The following is an 18446-nucleotide window of genomic DNA, read 5'->3' on the forward strand; positions in this document are numbered from 1 at the left end:
AGTTCGATTCCATTCACTCCTCGTCTTCCTCGTCCTCGCCGGGCGGGAGTGTCGCATTCCCCGAGTTCGGGCCCCCTTCCGGCGCTGTCGCGCCGGCTTCCTGCCAGGGCGTCGCCCGGAGGTCTTCGAGCTTGAACCGGAATTCCTGAATCTCGTTCTCCGCCTTGACCAAACCGACTTGGGTGATAGGTTCGCCTTCGGTCAGTGCTTCCCAAAATCCCTTGTTCTGATACTTGGAGAGCAATTCGCGGTTGGCTCGGTACAGGCCCTGGTTTTTCTCCGAACAGGCCTGAATCCACTGTGATCGCTCGGCCACCGCGTTAACCAGGAGCGCATTGTCCTGCCGGTACTTTTTCACTTCGCCGATTGCGGCGCGCAGACGCTCGCTGAGCCCTAGAATCCGTTCGGAATCCTGATGGATACGGCCCTGCAGCGATTCGTTGCCCGCCCGCAAATTTTCCAGACTGAGCTTCTGCTGCCGGATCACATTCTCCAAGCCTTCGAGCTGCTTGACCTTGTCTTCGAGTTTTTTGACTTGATCCAGCAAGGCCGCTTTCTCTCCCTCCAATGCCGCCTTTTCCCGGCTCAGTTGCCGGAGCATGCCTTGTGCCTTCCGCAAGGCTTGAACGGCGGCGCCGTCTTGCTTGGGCGCCTGGGCCTGCACCGGGGAAGGACCGAGCACGGCGCATCCCAGCGAGAGGAAAAGAGCGGCGTTTCTCGCCCGCCGAATCAAAAAAAGCGAACGCAATTCGAATGGGCTCATGACTCGATCTCGATGTTTTTTCCAAATCGCTTTCAATCCGGAACTATTAACCCGGCCTATAAACATAGGCCGGGTTAATCCGGGGCAGGGATGCCCCGGCGCGGCGACAATCCGCGTAAGCCCAGGCCGGGCGTGTACCGGCCTGGGCGGCGGCCCGTAAATACCAGGAGGGTATTTACGGGCCTGATTAATAAGTTTCGTAGGGTGGGTTAGGCGCACATCAGCACTGACCGACCGCCCGTCACTGTGCTTCGCGTGCGCCGTAACCCACCGAGCGACTTCCAATCGGTGGGTTACGCGGAGCCCGTCCTGAGTTCCGTCGAAGGGCCTTGTCCTGCGCCCAGCCGAAGAGCCTGTCCTGAGCTCCGCCGAAGGGCTAATCCGCCATCGATGGGTTTCGCTTCGCTCTACCCATCCTCGATTTATGTTCGCTCGAATGCCGGATGGCATTAGAACCGTGCGTTCAAGTCCACCAGCAGCACGTCGATCCCTAACGGAGGCGAGCGGCTATCGATTTGGTCGGCCGACAGCCAGCGGATATTGGCCCAGGTGTTTTTCGCCAAGCCATACGCCATGCCGGCCATCCAGCCTTTCGCATCGGTGCCGGCCAAGTGGAAATTGGAATCCGTGAACGCATCCAGCACCGAATCGCGCTCGAGGTATTTGTAGGCGATGAAGGTGCTCCAGTCGCCGAATTTGCGTATTTCCGGCCGGCCTACGTCGAGACGCACCTGAAAAGCCGTGGTTTTCGGCTCGATGTCATCTCCGGTACGGCGGCGGATCTCTCTGCGGTCGAAGCCGATGTTCTCGGAATAGTTGGCCGTCAGCATGACATGATTGGCGCCGAATCCGCCGTAATCCAGGGAAACCATGGCGTCCACGATATTGAAGTCGGACGCCAGACCGACCAGGCAGACGAGTTCGTCGACCGCGCATCCGTCCGGATCGTTGGCGGGACTGCGTATCGCGGCCAGGCTATTGCCCTTGGTGAAAAATTCCGGCGCGGTCCAGTCGTTCCGGCGGCTGCCGAGCGCATTAGGCTGGGCCACGATATTCTTGTAGTCGTAGTAGGCGATCCCCGCCTTTACGCGCGTGCTGGTGCCGAACAACCAATCGAAACCGCCTTGCGCCGCCCACAGCCACTTGTCCTGGGATTCCAGTTCGATGTCCTGTAAAGGGAACGCACCCACGGTCAGGAAAGCCGTATTCGGCGTGGAAACGCCCATGTTGATCTGGCGGTACTGCGGCCCCGACCTGAAAAAGTCCTCGGCAAGCGCCGCTTTGGGCCCGATGGGCAAGCGGAAGGTGCCGGCGAAACCTTCGAAGCTGAGGTCGGGATCGAAGAGATTGTCCGTGGATAGCCACGGATTGGCGAAACGGCCGGCCCAGACGGTGAACCAGTCCGTGCCCCGGCTGTCGACGTGGTCGTATTGCAGGAAGGCCCGGTCCAGCGCCACCTCGTACTGTTTTCCGTATTGTCCCAGGGTCTGGTTGATGGCAATCGGGCTGCGGTCGTTGCTGGTGGCGAGACGGACGCCCGCCTTCAGATGATCGGCAATTTGGGCTTCCAACCCTAAGCGCAGGCGAATGCGATAGCGCTGCCGGTCGACCGTGGTATTTCGGACAGCGTTCTCGCCTGCGGCGGTGATACCGCCGTCCTCATTAATGACAGGCCAGTTGTAATAGCTGAACGCCTGGTTGTCGTCCGCAAATAGCTGATCCTCGAAACGCACCCGAAAATCACCCGACAGCCTGAATCGATTCACCCAATCCGGCAGGGCTGCGGGCACGCCCCATTTTTCCTTCCTGGCATGGGCCTTGACTTCCTTCACCACTTCTTCCCTGAGTTCTGCCCGTACCTCTTTTCGGATTTCATCCTTGACGATGTTCGGGACATAAGCGACATGCATCGATTTGCCCTTGACCGCGGGAACGTCCGCCCGCGGATCCGCCGATGGCTTTCCATCCTGTTCGGTCAGTTCCGCTTTCGCATCGGCAATCGCCTTGGCTTTAGCCTCGCGAATCATCGCATCGGCACTCTCCCGGTCCAGAATGCCCTTTTTGACCAAGGCCTCGATCAAGTTCAAGGTCGTATTGCGGTTCACCAAGATCTCTTCTTTATCCGAGGGCGCCGCCGAGGCACAGCCCATCGTCATGAGACTCGAAAGTAATCCGATCTGAAGCTTGTTTGCGTGTCGCGCGAATTTCATGGCCAAGATTCAAAGTTTCGAAGTAAACCGGATTTTCAGAGGCTGCGGCATGTTCTCCGGCGGCTCCTTATGGAGCGATATCCGCAGCTTGCTCAAGGCTTCCCTGAGTTCGTTGTCCAGGGCGGGTTTGCCGGTCGAATTGGCAAGCTCCGCCCGGCTCACGCGTCCCTCGCTGTTGATCCATACATTCAAGATGACGCTGTAGGCGCTTTTCCTCGCATCGCCTTCGCTCAGCAGGGTTTCCAGTTCCTGCACCAGGCTCCTTTGCAATTGCTGGCCGTACCAAATGATGGCGTTGCCGCCGCCCCCGCCGAGGAGGCCCCGCCCGCCTTTCTTGCCGACCAGCCCGAAGGCGTCGGAACCCGCCGCGCCTTCGGCATCCACCCCCAGTTCCTCACCCGGCGGCGGCTCGTCCGCTTGCTGCTCGGGTTCCGGTTCGGGCTCCGGCTCCGGTTCTTCGATCTTTTCCTCCTTGATCTCCGGCTCCGGCGGCTTTTCCTCGGGCGGGGGCGGCGGTGGCGGGGGCGGTTGGATCACGGTGATCTGCTGGACCTGTTTCTTGGTCTGCACCGGCTTTTCGAACAGGTCCTTCAGAAAAAAAACCGCCACCGCGATCAGCAGAATCAGCACCCCGCCGATCGCCGCGGGCAGATAGCGAAGCCAAGTTTTCTTGCTCATGGCGGGCGACGGAGACTCGGCTTACTTCACCAGCTTCTGCGTCACCAGGCCGAGCTGGCCGATCTGCAACCGCGTCACGACGTCCAGCACGTCGATGACTTTCTCGTACTGGATGGTGGCGTCGGCCTTGAGCACTACCGGCAGGTCCGGCGTCGCCGCCTTGTACTGCGACAGACGGGTTTCGAGCTCCTGGAGGCTGACCGGATAGGTGTCCAGGTAAATGGTGCCGTCCTGGGTAATCGAAATCGCCTTGGTCTTTGGCTTGGACAGAGCGGGCGTGGCGCTGGCCTTGGGCAGGTTGACGGTGATGCCTTGTACCGTGGCGGTGGTCATGATGATGAAGATCAGCAGCAGCACGTAGGCCACGTCCAGCATGGGCGTGATGTTGATGTCGTCGTAGACCTTCTCTTCGGATTCGACTTTCATGGCTTATCCCCCGCGGTGACGCTCGGCCAGGCGCTCCGACACCATGGCCAGAAATTCGTCGGTGAACACCCGCATTTCCGCGGTGAGGTCCTTGATTTGGGTGAGCAGGTAGTTGTAGCCGAACAGGGCCGGGATGGCGACGGCGAGACCCGCGACGGTGGCGAGCAGCGCGCCGGAGATACCGGGCGCGATCGAGTTGATGTTGACGTCGCCTGTGGCGGCGATCACGGCGAAGGTGATCATCACCCCGAGGACGGTGCCCAACAGGCCCAGAAACGGGCCGCCGGAGATGGCGATAGTGAGCAATACCATATTGCGGTTGAGCTTTTGCCCCTCGCGCACCACCGCCGCGTCGAGCCGCGCCCGCAGCACGTTGAGCGCCTCGTCGGTCAAGGGTTGGTTGGCCAAGGTGCCGAACCGCTTTTTGAGCTCCTGAACCCCGGCATGATAGACGTGGTAGACGGGAGAACTCTGAAAGTGGTCATGCTTGCCCACCACCGCGGCGAGGAACTCCGATTCGCTCAGTTCCTTTTCTTCCTCGGTTTCTTCCTGATCCAGCGCTCCGGGATCGGCGGAAGCGTCCATGTTCCGATATTGGTCGAGGAAGGCGCGGTTGTCCTTATTGGCCCTGGAGATAGCCAGCCCCTTGGTGACCATCACCAGGGCGCTGATCACGAACATGACGCCGCACAGGGCGATCACCACCCAGCCGTCGACGGTCAGACTTTGCAGGATGATGACGAAATAATTGGGACCGCCCGCCCCTTGCTTGGATTCGTCCTGGCCGAAACCGAGAACGTTGAAATCGGCGCTTTGGCTGCGCGCCAAGAGCTTGATCCAGTCGGCGCTGCGCGCCGTGTTGGCAATCTGAACCTCGTCCAGAAAGCCGATGAGGCTATCGCCTGCGGCGCCGGCGCCCAAGGTCACCATCGGATTCATCGGCCCCGCCGAAGCCGGCGACTCGCCCGCCTTGTTGCCGTCCAGGTACAGTTCCAGCTTGTCCGTCCGCAGAACCACGGCGATGTGCTGCCACTTGCCGAGTTGCAACGGCGCGGGAGACGTCTCGACCCCTTGGCCGTTGTTCGCATATTTCGCGACCAGGCCGGTGTCCCGAACCGACAGCTCCAGCGCGTTCTCGCCTTCCGCCGCGTGCAAGACGTAAGCATTCGACTGGGCCTGATCGATCTTCAGCCAGGCGGAAAAGGTCCAGCCTTTATCGGGCGAAAGTTGCAGAGCTGGATTGGCATTGATCGCAATGCCGCCCGCTCCGGTGAATTGGGCCGCTGCGCCGATCCAGCCCGCAGGCTCCGGCGCGGCCTTGGAATCCGCCGCATGGTTGCCGTAGGCGGTGGCGTCCTTTGGCATCGGGTCCGTCTCGTCGAAATGCAACACCAGCGCCTGATGCACGTCGTAGGTCCCGTTCGCGTCGCCGCCATCCGGCGCTTCGGCGTTGCCGTAATACATCCAGATCGAATCGGTGCTGATCCCGCCGCGGAACTGCGGCGCCTTGACCCAGACCAGGGCCATCTCGTTGATCGCGTCGAACTTCTCGACGTGATGTTTCAAAGGCGTCTTGTCGTCCGCCATGAAGCGGATATCCCTGCCGTTCTCGGCCAGGTCCAGGAAATAGGCGAAATTGCCGGCATGCAGGCGGACCAGCACCGGAAACTCGGCCAAGGTCTCCTGGACATCCGCGCCGGTGACTCCGCCGTCCAGCGCGATCGGCTTGCGCGACGACCAGGCGTCGTTCCACCAGGCCAAAGCCGAGTTCTGTACGGCGAGAAAAACTAGCCCGCAGAGGAATCGTCGGATACGCATGGATTTTCCCGCTCGTTCTTATTCGACATCTGTTCTCAAATGGATCTGTGTTTACGAATCACCGACAACCCGCGTTTCCTTGCCGCACATCGGACAAACTGCAGTCGCCGAAGCCAACGACCTCGGCAGTCAGAACACTGACCGGCACCGGTTTTTTTGCGCCCTGCATGGAATCCCTGGCGCGATCCAACGCCTCGCCGGCACCCGCTTGACTGGAACTGGCGGCCCCGGCCGAGAGATTGTTCGCACTGCTAAGGCTGGCGGCGAAAGATACGGGAGCGGGTGGCGTGCCGGTGAGATTGCCGGTCGCCTGAATGTTGCTCGCCCCGATGATCGCGGTTGCAGCGATGGCGACATTCCGGCCACCAATCCCGGCTTCTCCTGCGTCGACGATGCCTTGCGGCGCTACCAGGACGACGTCGCCGAACGGCGTGGGAGGCAATCCGGCATCGAAGACTCGCCTGAGGAGCCTCTTTTTCCGAAGGGTTGAGCCGATGTCGGTTCCCGTGGTGCCGGATTGGGCGCGGATGCCGCTGCCGGACACCGCCGACGGGAAGGCTACGACGACATTCCCTTTGGCATCGAAGCTCAGAATAGGCGGCGGCACGGCCAGGGAAGACTTCGCACCGCGCCCGGCATCGATATTTCCGTCGGTGGACCAGACGGTGATATCTCCGCCATCCAGGGTGAAGACCCGCGACTGATTGACGAGGAAATCGCCCTGTACGAGCACGCCGATATCGCCTTCCCGCTGGGCCACGATGCCCAATTTGTCCGGCGTCTTGTTGCCGCTGAAAGCGGAAGCCAAGCCGACATCGATGGAACCGCCCGGAGCCAGGAGATTGATGTCGCCACCGTCCACGGTGTGGATTTTGCTGAAGAACAGCTTGATATCGCCGCGGTAGTCCGCGCCTCCGAACAGCGCGTCTATGGCCTCCTGGCCACGCCGGTATAACGAGGCCTGCCTGGATTTATCCGGTTCCTTGGACGCCGCGATGCCTGACTCCTGAAGCTCCCGGAACAGAAGGGCCAGAACGAATTCCAGCTGCTTTTCCCGGGACAGTGCCTTGAACTTGTCGAGGGCGTGATCGCCACCGAGCGATGCATCGCCGGAAAGCTCTCGCATGTATCGGATCAGTTGGTCCCGATACCCCGCGGAGTCCTGCAAATAAGTCTTTATGAATCGTTCGTTGTCGGGAAGCCCCGAAATCCCGGCCAGGACGAACGCCGACGATCCGCCGCTCGGCAAAGCCGGGTTGCTCAGATTGCCGATGGTGGAAATGCCCGCGGACGTTCCGAGGTCGACGTGGCGCCCGGCCAGCACCTGAAATTGACCGGGCCCCGAAACCTCGAACGGAAGATCGCCGATATCCGATTTGAGTTCCCCCGTAAGCGGATCCCTGGTGATGGGGAACTTGATGTCGCGCCCCGCCCGGACTTGGGAAATGTTCGACGGATCGAGATTTTGAATCTTGAGTCCCAACCCGATGATGTCGAAACCCGCCGCGAGCTTCGCCGGTTCGGCGGTGGATACGATGGAGGCATTGCCGTAGATGCTGCCCTGCCCCGATACGATGCGGACCGGACTGGGATCGTCACGGTGCACCGGCAGGTTCGCGTGCAACAGCGGGTTCTGCGATACCGACTGGAATATATTGAGGTTGTTGAGAGCGGTGTTGAGGCTGATTGACGGAATGTCGGGAGAAGGAAACCGCGCCGGATCGACATCCGATTGGTTGATGACGACTTGCTCGTTCCGGCCCAAGACGATATCGCCGGCGCTCAAAAGTTCCAAATCGCCGTTCGCCGAAGGAAACAGGCTGAAAGAATGAGTCACTTCAAGCCCGCCGGAAAGTGCATGGGCCTTCAAGTTTCCCGGATACACGCCAAGCATTGGCAGTTCATCGGATCTCAGTACCGGCTGTCCATTGGAACTCGGACTGGCGAACACTTTGTACGCGTTTTGAATGACGGTCGCGTCGTTGTTGAGGACGATGTGCCCGCCGGAAGCCTGGAAGCCGACGGCGCTTTCCGGGGAGTAGGTGGTGAAATAAGCTTTCTTGTCCGTATATCTCGACGCCGTCACGAAAAAGGGATTGAGCACCGTGCCCACCGCGATATCCCGACCGGCATTGACCTGGAGCTCGGCGTCACCCAGTGCGAATACCGGCCCTTGGGTGTATTGAGTTCCGCCCGTCACCGAGCCGCCGGCACTCACTTTCGCGCTGCCCCGATCCACGTAGAACACGCCGCCCGCAATGTCCCCGCCGGCATCCACGGACAGACTCCCACCGCCTTGAACCTCCCGTACATTCTCCCGGATCTGTCCTTGGACCACCTGTCCGACGGGCTTTGCCGAACTGGGCAGCATTACCGAAAGGTTCTGAATATCGTTGCCCGCCCTGATCGTCACGTCGCCGCCGCCCAGGGCTCCGACATTCTGTCGGAAACCGAATTTGAGGCTCGGGACGTTGTTGTTGGTCACGAGATTGTCGAAGGCGATGCCCCAGGCCGTCGGCCTGTCTTTCGAGGTGATCCCGTCGCTCGGATCCCAATCGCCGGTCCGCACCAGCCAGTCGGACATGAACTGCGGGGTCTCGGCGCCCACGATGTCGCGCCCCGCCGTGAGCGTGATCGCACCGCCATCCACCGGGTATTCCGCGTAAAAACCTTTGCTCACGATGCCGGTTTCTACGCCGAAGCTTCCGTAGCGGTTACGGTCGGTCGGACGTCCCGCGGTATAGATCGCCGAGGTGCTGTCGGTCAGGCGGATATCCCCGGAAGCGGCCAAGTCGATGCGGCCCGTGCCGGTTCTGACGGCGGCCGCCGAGCCGAGCACCAGATTCCGCCTCTCGCCGGCCGGGCCGTTTCCGACCGCCAGGGCGTCCGCGCTCGCCAAATCCGCTCCCGCGACCAATCGATAGGAAAACGATGGTCCTGCTTGCAGCATCAGCGTATTGAGCCAGGCCGGCGCGACCGGAACATCGAACACTTGCGCGAGCTGTGCCCTGCTGTTCAGAACAAATCCGTCGGAAAGGTTTTGATTGATGTTCAAGTCCCCGGCGGCTCTCAGCGTCACGATGCCCGGAACGTTCTCCGGACCGAATCGCCAGACCTGGCTGGTGGAAGACGGAAACAAGAAATCCCAGGCATTGGATTCCACGACGGTGTCGCGGATTACCCCGGGATTGTAGCGGTTGACGCCGGCTAGGCTGGAATCCGGAAATACCCGGACGAACAATCGGCGGAAGCTCGGCGAGTTCGGATCGGAGTCGAAATAATAGGTTCCGTCACGCGACAATGTGCTCGATGTCCCCTGCGTCAGAATCCGTTCGCTTCCCGAATCGCTCACTTGAACGACTTTCCCGACCACGCCGGCCACGTCGTCCAGTTGAGTGGTCCATACGTTGGTGCTTCCGACGCGGGACCATGGGCTGGTTTTGAGGCTTTCGCTCAAATCGAGCGGGATATCGCCGTCGCTTTGCAGTTCGATGCCCGGCATCAGCGAGAACTGGCCCAAACGGGATCGAAGCGCGGCATTCGCGGAGGCCTCATCCATATAAGCGGCAGCGGCGTCGCGCCATTGGTTGATATTCGCGTTGCTCAGCGGGAGGTTGCGATAGATTTGCACGGCCTCGACGGTGGCCGCGGAGGCGCCGATCACGGTTCCATCCGCGATATCGACAGCGGCATCGCCGGCACCGATCCGTTCCGCCCGCACCGCCACCGAGCCTTTAGAGCCTCCGTTGCCGCCGGACACATCGATGGCAGCGCCCGCTTCGATCCGGACTCCGAACAGGCCGTCGCGGTCGGCGTCGGTGGAAGCCAGGACCACCCGGCCGCCGCCTCCCGTTGGTTCCAGGGCCGTCGCCTGGATACGCGCCGAGTGTTCGAGCCGAACCGGGTCTCCCGCTTCCAGCGTCACTTGGCCCCCGCTTGGTCCGCGGGCATCGATCCGGCCTTGAACGACGACGCCGCCGGTATCGGTCGTGATATGGACGTCTCTGGCTTTGACGATGTCTCCTTGGGAGATGACGATGTCGCCTTCCCGCAACCGGAACGCCAGGGCGCCATTGAAACCCGAGTTTTGCAGCTTGGTGTTGAGGGCGGAGAAGTCGGCGCCGAAAGCCTTCGCTTCCAAGCCGAACGCCGCCCCGGCGGAACCGGCGTGGGCCGACCCTTCGACCACGCCGTCCAGTGAAACACGTCCCTCGCCGGCCTCGATCGACAGGCGCCCGGCATCGCCGCCCTCGGGGGCGGCCGACACATCGATACGGGCCTGTTCGGCAATGGAGACATCGCCGTGTTCGGATGAGAGATGCACCGAGCCGCCGTGCGAATACAAGGGCGTTCCGCCCAGGATCACTTTTCTGCCGCCGACATCGACGAGCGCCCCGGACTCCAGCGAAACATCGCCCGATGCCGACATTCGCAGAGATCCGGACGGCAACTCGATGGTCCCGCTTTGAGAAATTTTGCCGGCGCGAAGATCAATCGAAGCACCCAAACCCGCCGAAAGCGAACTTGCCGTCGAACCGGCCGAGCGATCTACGGAAAGGCGGAAATTCCCCGCATCCAGCAACAGATCCGCTCCCGCCTCCGCCGTGAACTTCCCGGCGGAAAACTGCAGGTCGCTCCCGACATCGATTTCGCTTTTGCCGCTCGCCACGACGCCCGAAGCGGCGAACATCCGGATATCGCCGAAACCTTTCCAGCCGTATTCTCCCGGCCCCAATCCGATCCGGTTCGCGCTGATCTCCAGCCGGCCCAGGCCGCCGGGTTGCTGCTGTGCTGCGACCCCGTGAACGGTGTTGTCGAATTCCACCGTGTCGGCCGAGATCCGGGCGATTTGTCCCGAGGCTTGGAAACCGTGGAGACCGGCGGACCGGATGGTCAGATTCCGGGTTTCCATGTTCAGATCCCCGAGCAGGTCGACCGTGCTGAAACTGTTGAGAATCAAGGCATCCGGCCGGAGACGGTTGAGCACAGCGCTGGTGAGCACGAGCCCGTCGCCTTCGGCGGGCGCATCGCCCAGCCTGATGCGGCCCGACCCGAGGCTTAGGACGCCCCGGTTCATTTCAATACTGCCTTGCATCAGCGTATTTTTGGTACCGTCCAGGTAGATGGCGCCGTCGCTTTGCAGCACCGAGCCTTCGGCGGTCCACAGCGTGCCCTTGCTCGACTCGCCGTCCAGCCTGTCCCTCAAAACGAGGGCGTCGCTCCCGGCGGAAACCCGCAGCAAGGCGCCTTCGCTGCCGTCGTAGAGCGCATCCTGATCCTGACCGGAGTCGGACGCGGTCTTGTCCGCATTGGCGACCAGCAGGGTTTCGTTCCGCTGCCGCACGTTTCCCTGAGCGATGATCTTCGCCCCTTGATGCAGCTCGACGCGGTCCTCGGCGGCCAGGATGATTTCCGGCAGCCTCAGTTGCACCCCGGCTTTCACGGATACGTTTTGGGCTTCGACGCTCATGCGCGTCTTGCCCGATTCTTCGGAGCGGCGTCCGCCGATCAGGATGCTCTCGACATTCAAATGGTTCAAATCATCGGCCGCGAGCTCCACCGCGACGCCACCGGCCTCGTCCGAAGTCTCCCGTCGCTGCACGATGGCCAGACTCTCCGCGGTGATGTCGAGGCGCCCGCCGCGTCCGCCATCCACCGCGTCTGCGATCACTTGTCCAGCCAGAACCAGGGATTTGTCGGCCGCTACGCTGAGGGTCCCTGCATCCCGCGGAAGGACGGGCAGCGCCGTTTCATTGTCGACGGCTTTTTGGGGATAAAAGTGGCTGGCCAGATGTTCCTGGTATTCCGCCCGGGTCCGCGCGATGGCTCCCGGCTCCACCGCGAATCCGCTCCAGCGCGCATCGCCCAAATCGGTATCGGCGGTGAATCGATATCCCGATATGACCGGCGTTCCGTCGAGCCGGCTCACACGCGTGCCGGGAGCCAAATCCGTGGTTCCGGGCTGCGGGGTTACCAGAAAGGCGCCCGGGAGGAGCGCATAGTGAGCGGGCAGCAGAGCATAGCGGCCTTCCGGCAGGCCGTTGCCGCCGGTTAGATAGATGCTGTCGCCCGCTTGCAGCCCGGACGATGGAAATTCGATGGGGTCATGGGGGGCATAGGCACCGCCCAACCAGGGCACGACGGCAAATTTTTCCCGGTAGGAGAAACTGCCGTCCAGGAATCCGGGATCCTTGGGGTCGAGCAGATCTACGGAACCGCCCGGGCCTTTGATGAATTCGAAAGCGTAGAGATCGCCGCCTCCCGACAAGTCGACGTTCGCCCCCTTTTTTACCTGGACTTCCTTTCCCGAGAGATGGATTGCCTTGGAGGGAGGCTCGTTCATGACCAGGTTATAGCGTCCGATGGGAAACAGCCAGTCCAGGCCGCCCTCGGTTCTCCCGAAGGGAATGATGGCGCCTTTGGCGGAAACCGAGGTCAGACTGCCGTCGGCTAATACGAGCGATTTCCCGGCCGCCAGATTCAACTCCCCCAGGGGCGCGCGCAGCACGCCTTCGTTGACGATTCTCGGCGCCTCGACGGTAAGCTTTCCGCCGGCGCTCAGGGGCGTCGCGGCGGAGGGGTTTCCGGGAAGAATCGTGACTGTACCGTCGGGGCTTTGGGTTCCGTCGACACGGATGGAAAACCGGCTGAGCGTACTCGGATAAATCTGCCGCGCGGCCAGGACAAGATCGCCCGAGGAGAAAAGCTCTCCCACCAGGTCCTTTTCCTGAGACGGATTGACGCCCAGCAAACGAATGTCGCTCCGGCTGTTCAACCGGGCTTCACCGAATCGCGTGAGTTCGCCGGCCCCGAGGAGGTCGATCCAATCCGCGTCGACCTTTAAAACACCGGGGCCCGTTACCGCGTCATGGCGTCCCACGCGGTTCAGATTGGAACCGAGGGCGACGTAGGGTGCCGCCAGGCCGGCGGTTCCCCGAGCCTCGGGGCTCCAGGCCAGTTCCGGCGCATCGACGAGAATCCGCTTGCTTAAACTCAGATCGAGTTCGCTGTCGAAATGGATCTGCCCTCTTCCGGGCAGAGCCGGCCGTGAATCGGACATCATGACCGAGGTTCTCAGGGTCAAGGCCGAAAAGCCGCCTTCGGTGACTTGTTCCGTGCTCAGATATGCCTGGCCGTTAAAGTCGTCCGGGATAATTTCCGAAGGTATTTCTCCCCCGTCGAGGCGAACCTCCTTTTGTGAAGACAGGTGGATCACCCGCGGACCGACGGGAATGGGCGGCGCGTCGACGGGCAAATTTTCCGGAACGAAGGCTCGCCCCTGCGCATCCAGATCCAGCGTCAGACTGCCCCCGGCCGCGCGCGGACCGCGCCCGGCTTCGGCGCGCAAGCTTCCGTCGAGGACGATGCCTTCCGCGGCGGCCAAACTGATCTTGCCGCCGTCAGAAGCGATCAACCGGGGCACGTAGGTCGTTCTCGCGCGATGCTCGCCACCCGCGATGTCGAGCACGGCGCTGGTGCCGGACACATCGATCCGGGCATGCTCGTCCATCAGGATGTAACCGCGGCTTGCACGCATGACGACATCCCCTCCCGCTTTGACCTCGCCCAGACGCAAATCCTGGGGATTGGGCTGCAGCAGGGCGACGCCCCGTGACAGGAGCGACGCATGCCGCCCCAGGCGTATCGCTTGATTGGGATCGAAACCTTTGTCGAGGATCGTTGCGACCGGTGAGAGCGACAGATCGATGCGCCCGGCCGGAGCATCGACGGTTCCGTCCACGAAAAGATTCGCGTCGGACGACAGCGCGATGACGGCGCCCGGATCTCCCAGAATCGAGGCCCCTTCTTCGATCGCCAGTGCGCGGTCCTGGCTGTAATTCCCCATGCTCGCATCATGAGTTACGGCCAAGGACAGATCGACGGGCTTGCGGAGGAAATCGGGCAGCTCGACGAGGCGGGTGAATTCGGCGATGTCGGAACCCGTCGGCTTCTCGGTGTAGGGGTCGGCCAATTCCCGGGTCAGCCCCCGGAGCCGGAGCGTCTCCCCCTTCGCCACCGTGAGATTGCCGCTATTGGCCGTCAACCGGATTTCGCTGAAACCCTTCTGATCCAGCAATTCCGGCCGAATCGCCAAAGTCGGCGCAATGGGGTTCGGCGCGATCGGGGCGGAAGAAACCAGGATATTGTTGGCGGTAACGCGCAGAGTGCCTCCCAGGCCAAGGGAATAGGCGCTCAGATCCGCTCCCAGTACAAGCTCGGAAAGAAAATCCCCGCCTCCGACCCCGAGAGCGATTTCGCCGCCTGTGCCTTGTTCCAAACTGCCGTCCTTTTTCAGCCAGGCACCGCCATCGACACGGATGGACGACCCCTGCTCCAGCGTCAGGGCACCGCGTGCCTTGATGGCCACCTTTCCGGCGTCGATCGGAACAACCACGGGATCCAGGGCGGATCGGTCGGCAGGCTGGTCGTTCACCCATACGCCGCCGGCATCGATGTGGGCTCCACTGGCCACGAGAATGTCGCCCGGAAGCACTTCGCCCTCGCCGCTGCCCGCTTTCGTTTCGAGCGTGACCGTCCCCGAGGGGGCATCGATCGATCCCCGAACTTCGATTTCGCCTCCGAGAACGGATAGGCTGCCGTCGGAAGGAAGCGAAACGGTGGAATCTTTCGCAAAGGAAATTCGGCCGGTACTGTCGATGCGCAGATGGCGCACGCCGTGTTTGAACAGTTCGCCCGAGATGGTCAACGGCCGGGCCGCGGTTCCGTCGGCGGAAGCGGGAAACGGATCGTCATCTCCGAGATCCAGGAACGCTTGCGCATCATTGAAAACGATGTCTTGCTGTCTCTGGCCGGACCAGGCCAGATCGATTTCGAGCCTGCCGCCGTCGGGCCGCCGGTCGCTCCTCCGCTGATGGATTCCGTCCAGGGTGGCCGCTCGAATTTGCCCGGCCATTGCAAGGTTTTGGGCCCTGATGAGGAGTTTTCCCGCGGGTTTTCCCTCCACATAGCCCCGTTCGAAACGGCCCGCCATGCTCGGTCCCGACATCTGCCACACGCGGGTGACGTTCCAGCGTCGGTAGGTCTTGCTGATCAGGCCGAAGATGCCGTCATAGATACGATCCGGGTCGGCCGCCGAAATATCGTAAAGCCGTCCCTCGGAGATCAAGCGGGTGGTATTGATTCGTCCGTCCAGATAGCGAACGCTCCCTCCGGACAGGTCGATAACCGCGCCGCTATCGATCGCGACGTCGCCTTCCGACAAGAGTTCTACAGTGCCGCCTTCAGAATTGCGCTCGTCCACGGTACGCTGGATACGGGCAACCGCGCCCGCGATATCGGCAATAGGTAACTTGGCGCTGACAAGCTCGCCGGTGTCGTCCGAGTATTCGTAACGGGCATCGCGGATATCGACACGGACTTTTTGCCCCTTGAGAATATCGTTCTTCTGAAGAGGCGAGTCGCGAAGCTCGTTCGACCGCAGTTCCACTTCGACGACGTTCCGCTCCATGGGAACTACCGTGCGGGTAGATCCGGACACGTCGATAAGACTGCCGGTTTCCAGCAGTATGCGGCTGTCGTTGTCGGCGCTCGTGCTCTGTAGGGGAGCATCGGGAGAGCGGGTAGCGGTTATGGCGACATGGCCTCCGGGCGCGCGGATTTCGGCGCCGCCTTTCATCACCACTCGGCTCGCCGAAATTTCTACTTGCGATGCGGGTTGGTCCTGCTCGTTCACCGCCGTTCCGCCCGAGCCGTCGAGACCGATCTCGGTACGGCTGCCGGCAGCCAGAGTCACCGTGGCCCGAGTCCCCAAGCCGTCCCCGGAATCCGAAGTCCGGATGGTGCTCGTGGGCAAAAGCGCTTTCTTCTGAGTCGTGGGGTTGGTGACGAACTTGGCTCCTTCCCGGGCCAGCAGGCGAACGGAACCGTTCAGATTCACCGAGGTCGACGCGGACACCCGGCCCTGCTGGTATACCGCAAAACCCATGGCGGTGACGTTGCCTCGATCCGCCGACAGAGTCCCGAGATTTCTCACGTCGCCGCCGGTCTTGACTTCCACCAGAATCCCGCGAAGGTTCGATTCGGGATCGGCCTCCTGCAGATAGACCTTGTCCGTGGCCGCGGCCAGAATCACTTGTCCGTCGGGCGCGGCGACAGTCCCGCGGTTGTCTATGGTCGGAGCAACCATGAGAATGCGGCCGCCTCGTGCATTGGTCTGGATCTTCGCTCCGGAATCGACCTCGATCTTGATCTTTAAGGGTGTTCCGTTTTTATCCACCACGACCTTCCCGTTGGCGTCCTTCCGGTAAAGTTCGCCGCTGCCGCTCATTGCGGCAACCGGTTCGGTACCCGGCGATTGCTCGATGGCCTTGGTCAATCCCTGCTCCAAGACCTCGTCGGAAATATTCAGCGTGGTAGCCACCAGAGAGTTCACATTCACCTGTGATTTGGAACCGAACATGAATCCGTTGGGGTTCACCAGATAAACCTGGCCGTTGGCGCTGAGGCTGCCCAGGATGCGGCTGGGATGATCGCTTCGCTCTATTCGGTTCAGAGCGATGGAAGAAGCGGAAGGTTGTCTGAAATTGACCGCATTGCTTTCGCCGATATTGAAGCTTTTCCAATTCAGAACGGCTTTGTCGGTTTGCTGATGGATGGTCATCGTCTGCCCGGCGACTTCGCGGGAAGCTTGGCCGAGCGTGGCCCAAACCTCGGCGGCTACCGGCAGTTCCGCTCGGGCGGCAGATGCCCCGAGCAGTCCGCTCGAAAGAATCAGGCTCCTAATGCTGGCCGATAGCGGTTTGAGTTTGAAAACCGGATGCCGACCGGAGATCGATGTCGTCTTGCCGCCCATTCTTTCGATCTCCCACTTAAAACTGGTAAGCGACTCTGAAGTCCATCCGCTGTTCTCCGATTCGAACGAACTCCGTCGCAATCAGTGGATAAGCCCAGTCGAGTTCGCCAAAGAAGTTTTTCCACCACTGAAGACGAAGGCCGGCGCCGGCGCTGGCCAATTGGCTTTCGGCAGCCGTCCCCGGCAGGGGACTTCTGATCCAGAGCGCGGCGCCTTCGGCGAAGATGAGCGCCCGAAAGTTTTCCGGGAAATCTCCGCCCGGAGACGGAAGGGAAGGACTATGCAGTTCCAGCGATGCGGTGACGCCGTGGTCGCCGAGCAGTTCGGTCTGGTGATAGCCGCGCACGCTGGTCGGACCGCCCGCGGAAAACTGTTCGTTGCTGATCAGGGGTGAATCGGCGTATTGGCCGGAAAGCCTCGCCACGAGGCGAAAATCGCCCGGAAGCACATGCCGGTGGCCCAACTCGCCGGTCAAATAGAGGTAATTGGCATGGGAAAGCAGTCGCTTGTCCTCGAACTCTTGCTGATCGTTACCCAGTCCGCGAATGGAGAAGTGAAGGCCGATACCGGCCGAGGTGGCAAACGAGGTTCCGCTCCAGCTACCGTCATATTCCACCACGAAGGGCACATAGCTGATGGGTGTATTGAGGGTATCCGCGCCGAGAAGACGGAGGCTCTGGCCAAAACTCTTATAGTCGACGCCGAGCGTTGCGCTATGAACGAAGTTTGCACCCGTAGCAAAAGGCTTCATCAGGCGCAAGCCGAAGATTTCTCCGGAACCGACGACAGCGAGCGCACCCGCGGCGCTTACATCGCTGGTCGAGGAGAGTCCGATGCCGTAGAGGGCCAGCCGGGTGTTCTCCCAACCGGTCGGGAACGCGTAGGTTCCCGACCAAACCTCGACCTCGTCGGCATTTTCCGGCGACACCAGATATTGAACGGAAGCGCTGTGGAATCTCTGCCAAAGATTGTCGTAGCGCAGGCTGGCCGACAAGCGCGTTCGGGTCGTATTGATACTGTTGCGGGTGTTCAGTTCGACGCTGCCGTGCAGGGGAAGCCGGTCGCCGATTTGCAGATCCACTTCGAGTCTGCCCGGCGTCGTGCCGGCGCGGATGACGGGAGTCACCTCACGGTCGCGGGAAGCCTCGCCGACCGACGCCAATTCCGCCTGGACCGTCGGCATGTGCGGCACCTGCCCCTCGGCGAGCGCGGGCACCGAAGCTTTGACGCGGCCCGGAGAAAAATAATGAGCCCCGCTTACCTTGAGCCGTTCGATCTTCCCCTCGACGACCTGCAGCACGACCATCCCGCCGACGACATCCTGTTCGGGAATATCCACGAATACGGTTTCGTATCCGGCGTCATGGTAGGCTTTTTCTAAGGCGGCGCGCGCTTGCTCGACCTCGTCTACAGTCTTGCCCGGTCCGAGATACGGATAGACGGCCCTTTCCACGGCTCGCTCATCCAATACCGTATTACCGTCGATCCTAAAATCGAGAACATCGAAAACCGCTTCGGATGCCGCTTCGGCTATCGCGGAATCGGCATATCCGTGGCCGCTGTACAGCGGCCAACACACAGCCACTCTACGCAGAAACAGGTCGACTCTGCCGGCCATCGCGATAGCCCGTTCGGCCGGGAAAAAGCATGACTAACCCCATCGTTGTCCCCCCTACTTAACGCAGTTGTCATTTTCTTAACAATCTAAATCGACGCTATTATAAAAGTAAATAACGAT

The 18446-nt window shown here is 61.4% G+C and carries 7 protein-coding genes; all 7 read right to left on the minus strand.

The window, feature by feature from the left end; genetic code table 11:
• Window positions 1–13 precede the first annotated feature (13 nt).
• Window positions 14–763, minus strand: a complete 750-nt coding sequence (locus tag sS8_RS14905; RefSeq protein WP_119630298.1) for a hypothetical protein — start codon at window positions 761–763, stop codon at window positions 14–16.
• A gap of 449 nt (window positions 764–1212) precedes the next feature.
• Window positions 1213–2868, minus strand: a complete 1656-nt coding sequence (locus sS8_RS14910; RefSeq protein ID WP_170161095.1) for a putative porin — start codon at window positions 2866–2868, stop codon at window positions 1213–1215.
• 114 nt (window positions 2869–2982) lie between these two features.
• Window positions 2983–3651, minus strand: coding sequence for an energy transducer TonB family protein (locus tag sS8_RS14915; protein WP_119630300.1), 669 nt, complete (start codon window positions 3649–3651; stop codon window positions 2983–2985).
• A gap of 21 nt (window positions 3652–3672) precedes the next feature.
• Window positions 3673–4077, minus strand: coding sequence for an ExbD/TolR family protein (locus sS8_RS14920; RefSeq protein ID WP_119630301.1), 405 nt, complete (start codon window positions 4075–4077; stop codon window positions 3673–3675).
• 3 nt (window positions 4078–4080) lie between these two features.
• On the minus strand, window positions 4081–5895 hold the full coding sequence (locus sS8_RS14925; protein WP_119630302.1) for a DUF2341 domain-containing protein: 1815 nt from the start codon (window positions 5893–5895) through the stop codon (window positions 4081–4083).
• A 58-nt stretch (window positions 5896–5953) separates the two neighbouring features.
• On the minus strand, window positions 5954–16708 hold the full coding sequence (locus sS8_RS14930; RefSeq protein ID WP_119630303.1) for a filamentous haemagglutinin family protein: 10755 nt from the start codon (window positions 16706–16708) through the stop codon (window positions 5954–5956).
• Window positions 16709–16724: 16 nt separating this feature from the next.
• Window positions 16725–18326 (minus strand): ShlB/FhaC/HecB family hemolysin secretion/activation protein, encoded by a 1602-nt coding sequence (locus sS8_RS14935; RefSeq protein ID WP_119630304.1) that lies wholly within the window; start codon window positions 18324–18326, stop codon window positions 16725–16727.
• Window positions 18327–18446 lie beyond the last annotated feature (120 nt).

Source organism: Methylocaldum marinum, from assembly GCF_003584645.1.
Lineage (GTDB): Bacteria > Pseudomonadota > Gammaproteobacteria > Methylococcales > Methylococcaceae > Methylocaldum > Methylocaldum marinum.

What these genes read in the sequence shown, in the direction of transcription:
- sS8_RS14905 (WP_119630298.1), bottom strand. Translation starts at nt 763, where the DNA reads ATGAGCCCATTCGAATTGCGTTCGCTTTTTTTGATTCGGCGGGCGAGA.
- sS8_RS14915 (WP_119630300.1), bottom strand. Translation starts at nt 3,651, where the DNA reads ATGAGCAAGAAAACTTGGCTTCGCTATCTGCCCGCGGCGATCGGCGGG.
- sS8_RS14920 (WP_119630301.1), bottom strand. Translation starts at nt 4,077, where the DNA reads ATGAAAGTCGAATCCGAAGAGAAGGTCTACGACGACATCAACATCACG.
- sS8_RS14925 (WP_119630302.1), bottom strand. Translation starts at nt 5,895, where the DNA reads ATGCGTATCCGACGATTCCTCTGCGGGCTAGTTTTTCTCGCCGTACAG.
- sS8_RS14930 (WP_119630303.1), bottom strand. Translation starts at nt 16,708, where the DNA reads ATGGGCGGCAAGACGACATCGATCTCCGGTCGGCATCCGGTTTTCAAA.
- sS8_RS14935 (WP_119630304.1), bottom strand. Translation starts at nt 18,326, where the DNA reads ATGGCCGGCAGAGTCGACCTGTTTCTGCGTAGAGTGGCTGTGTGTTGG.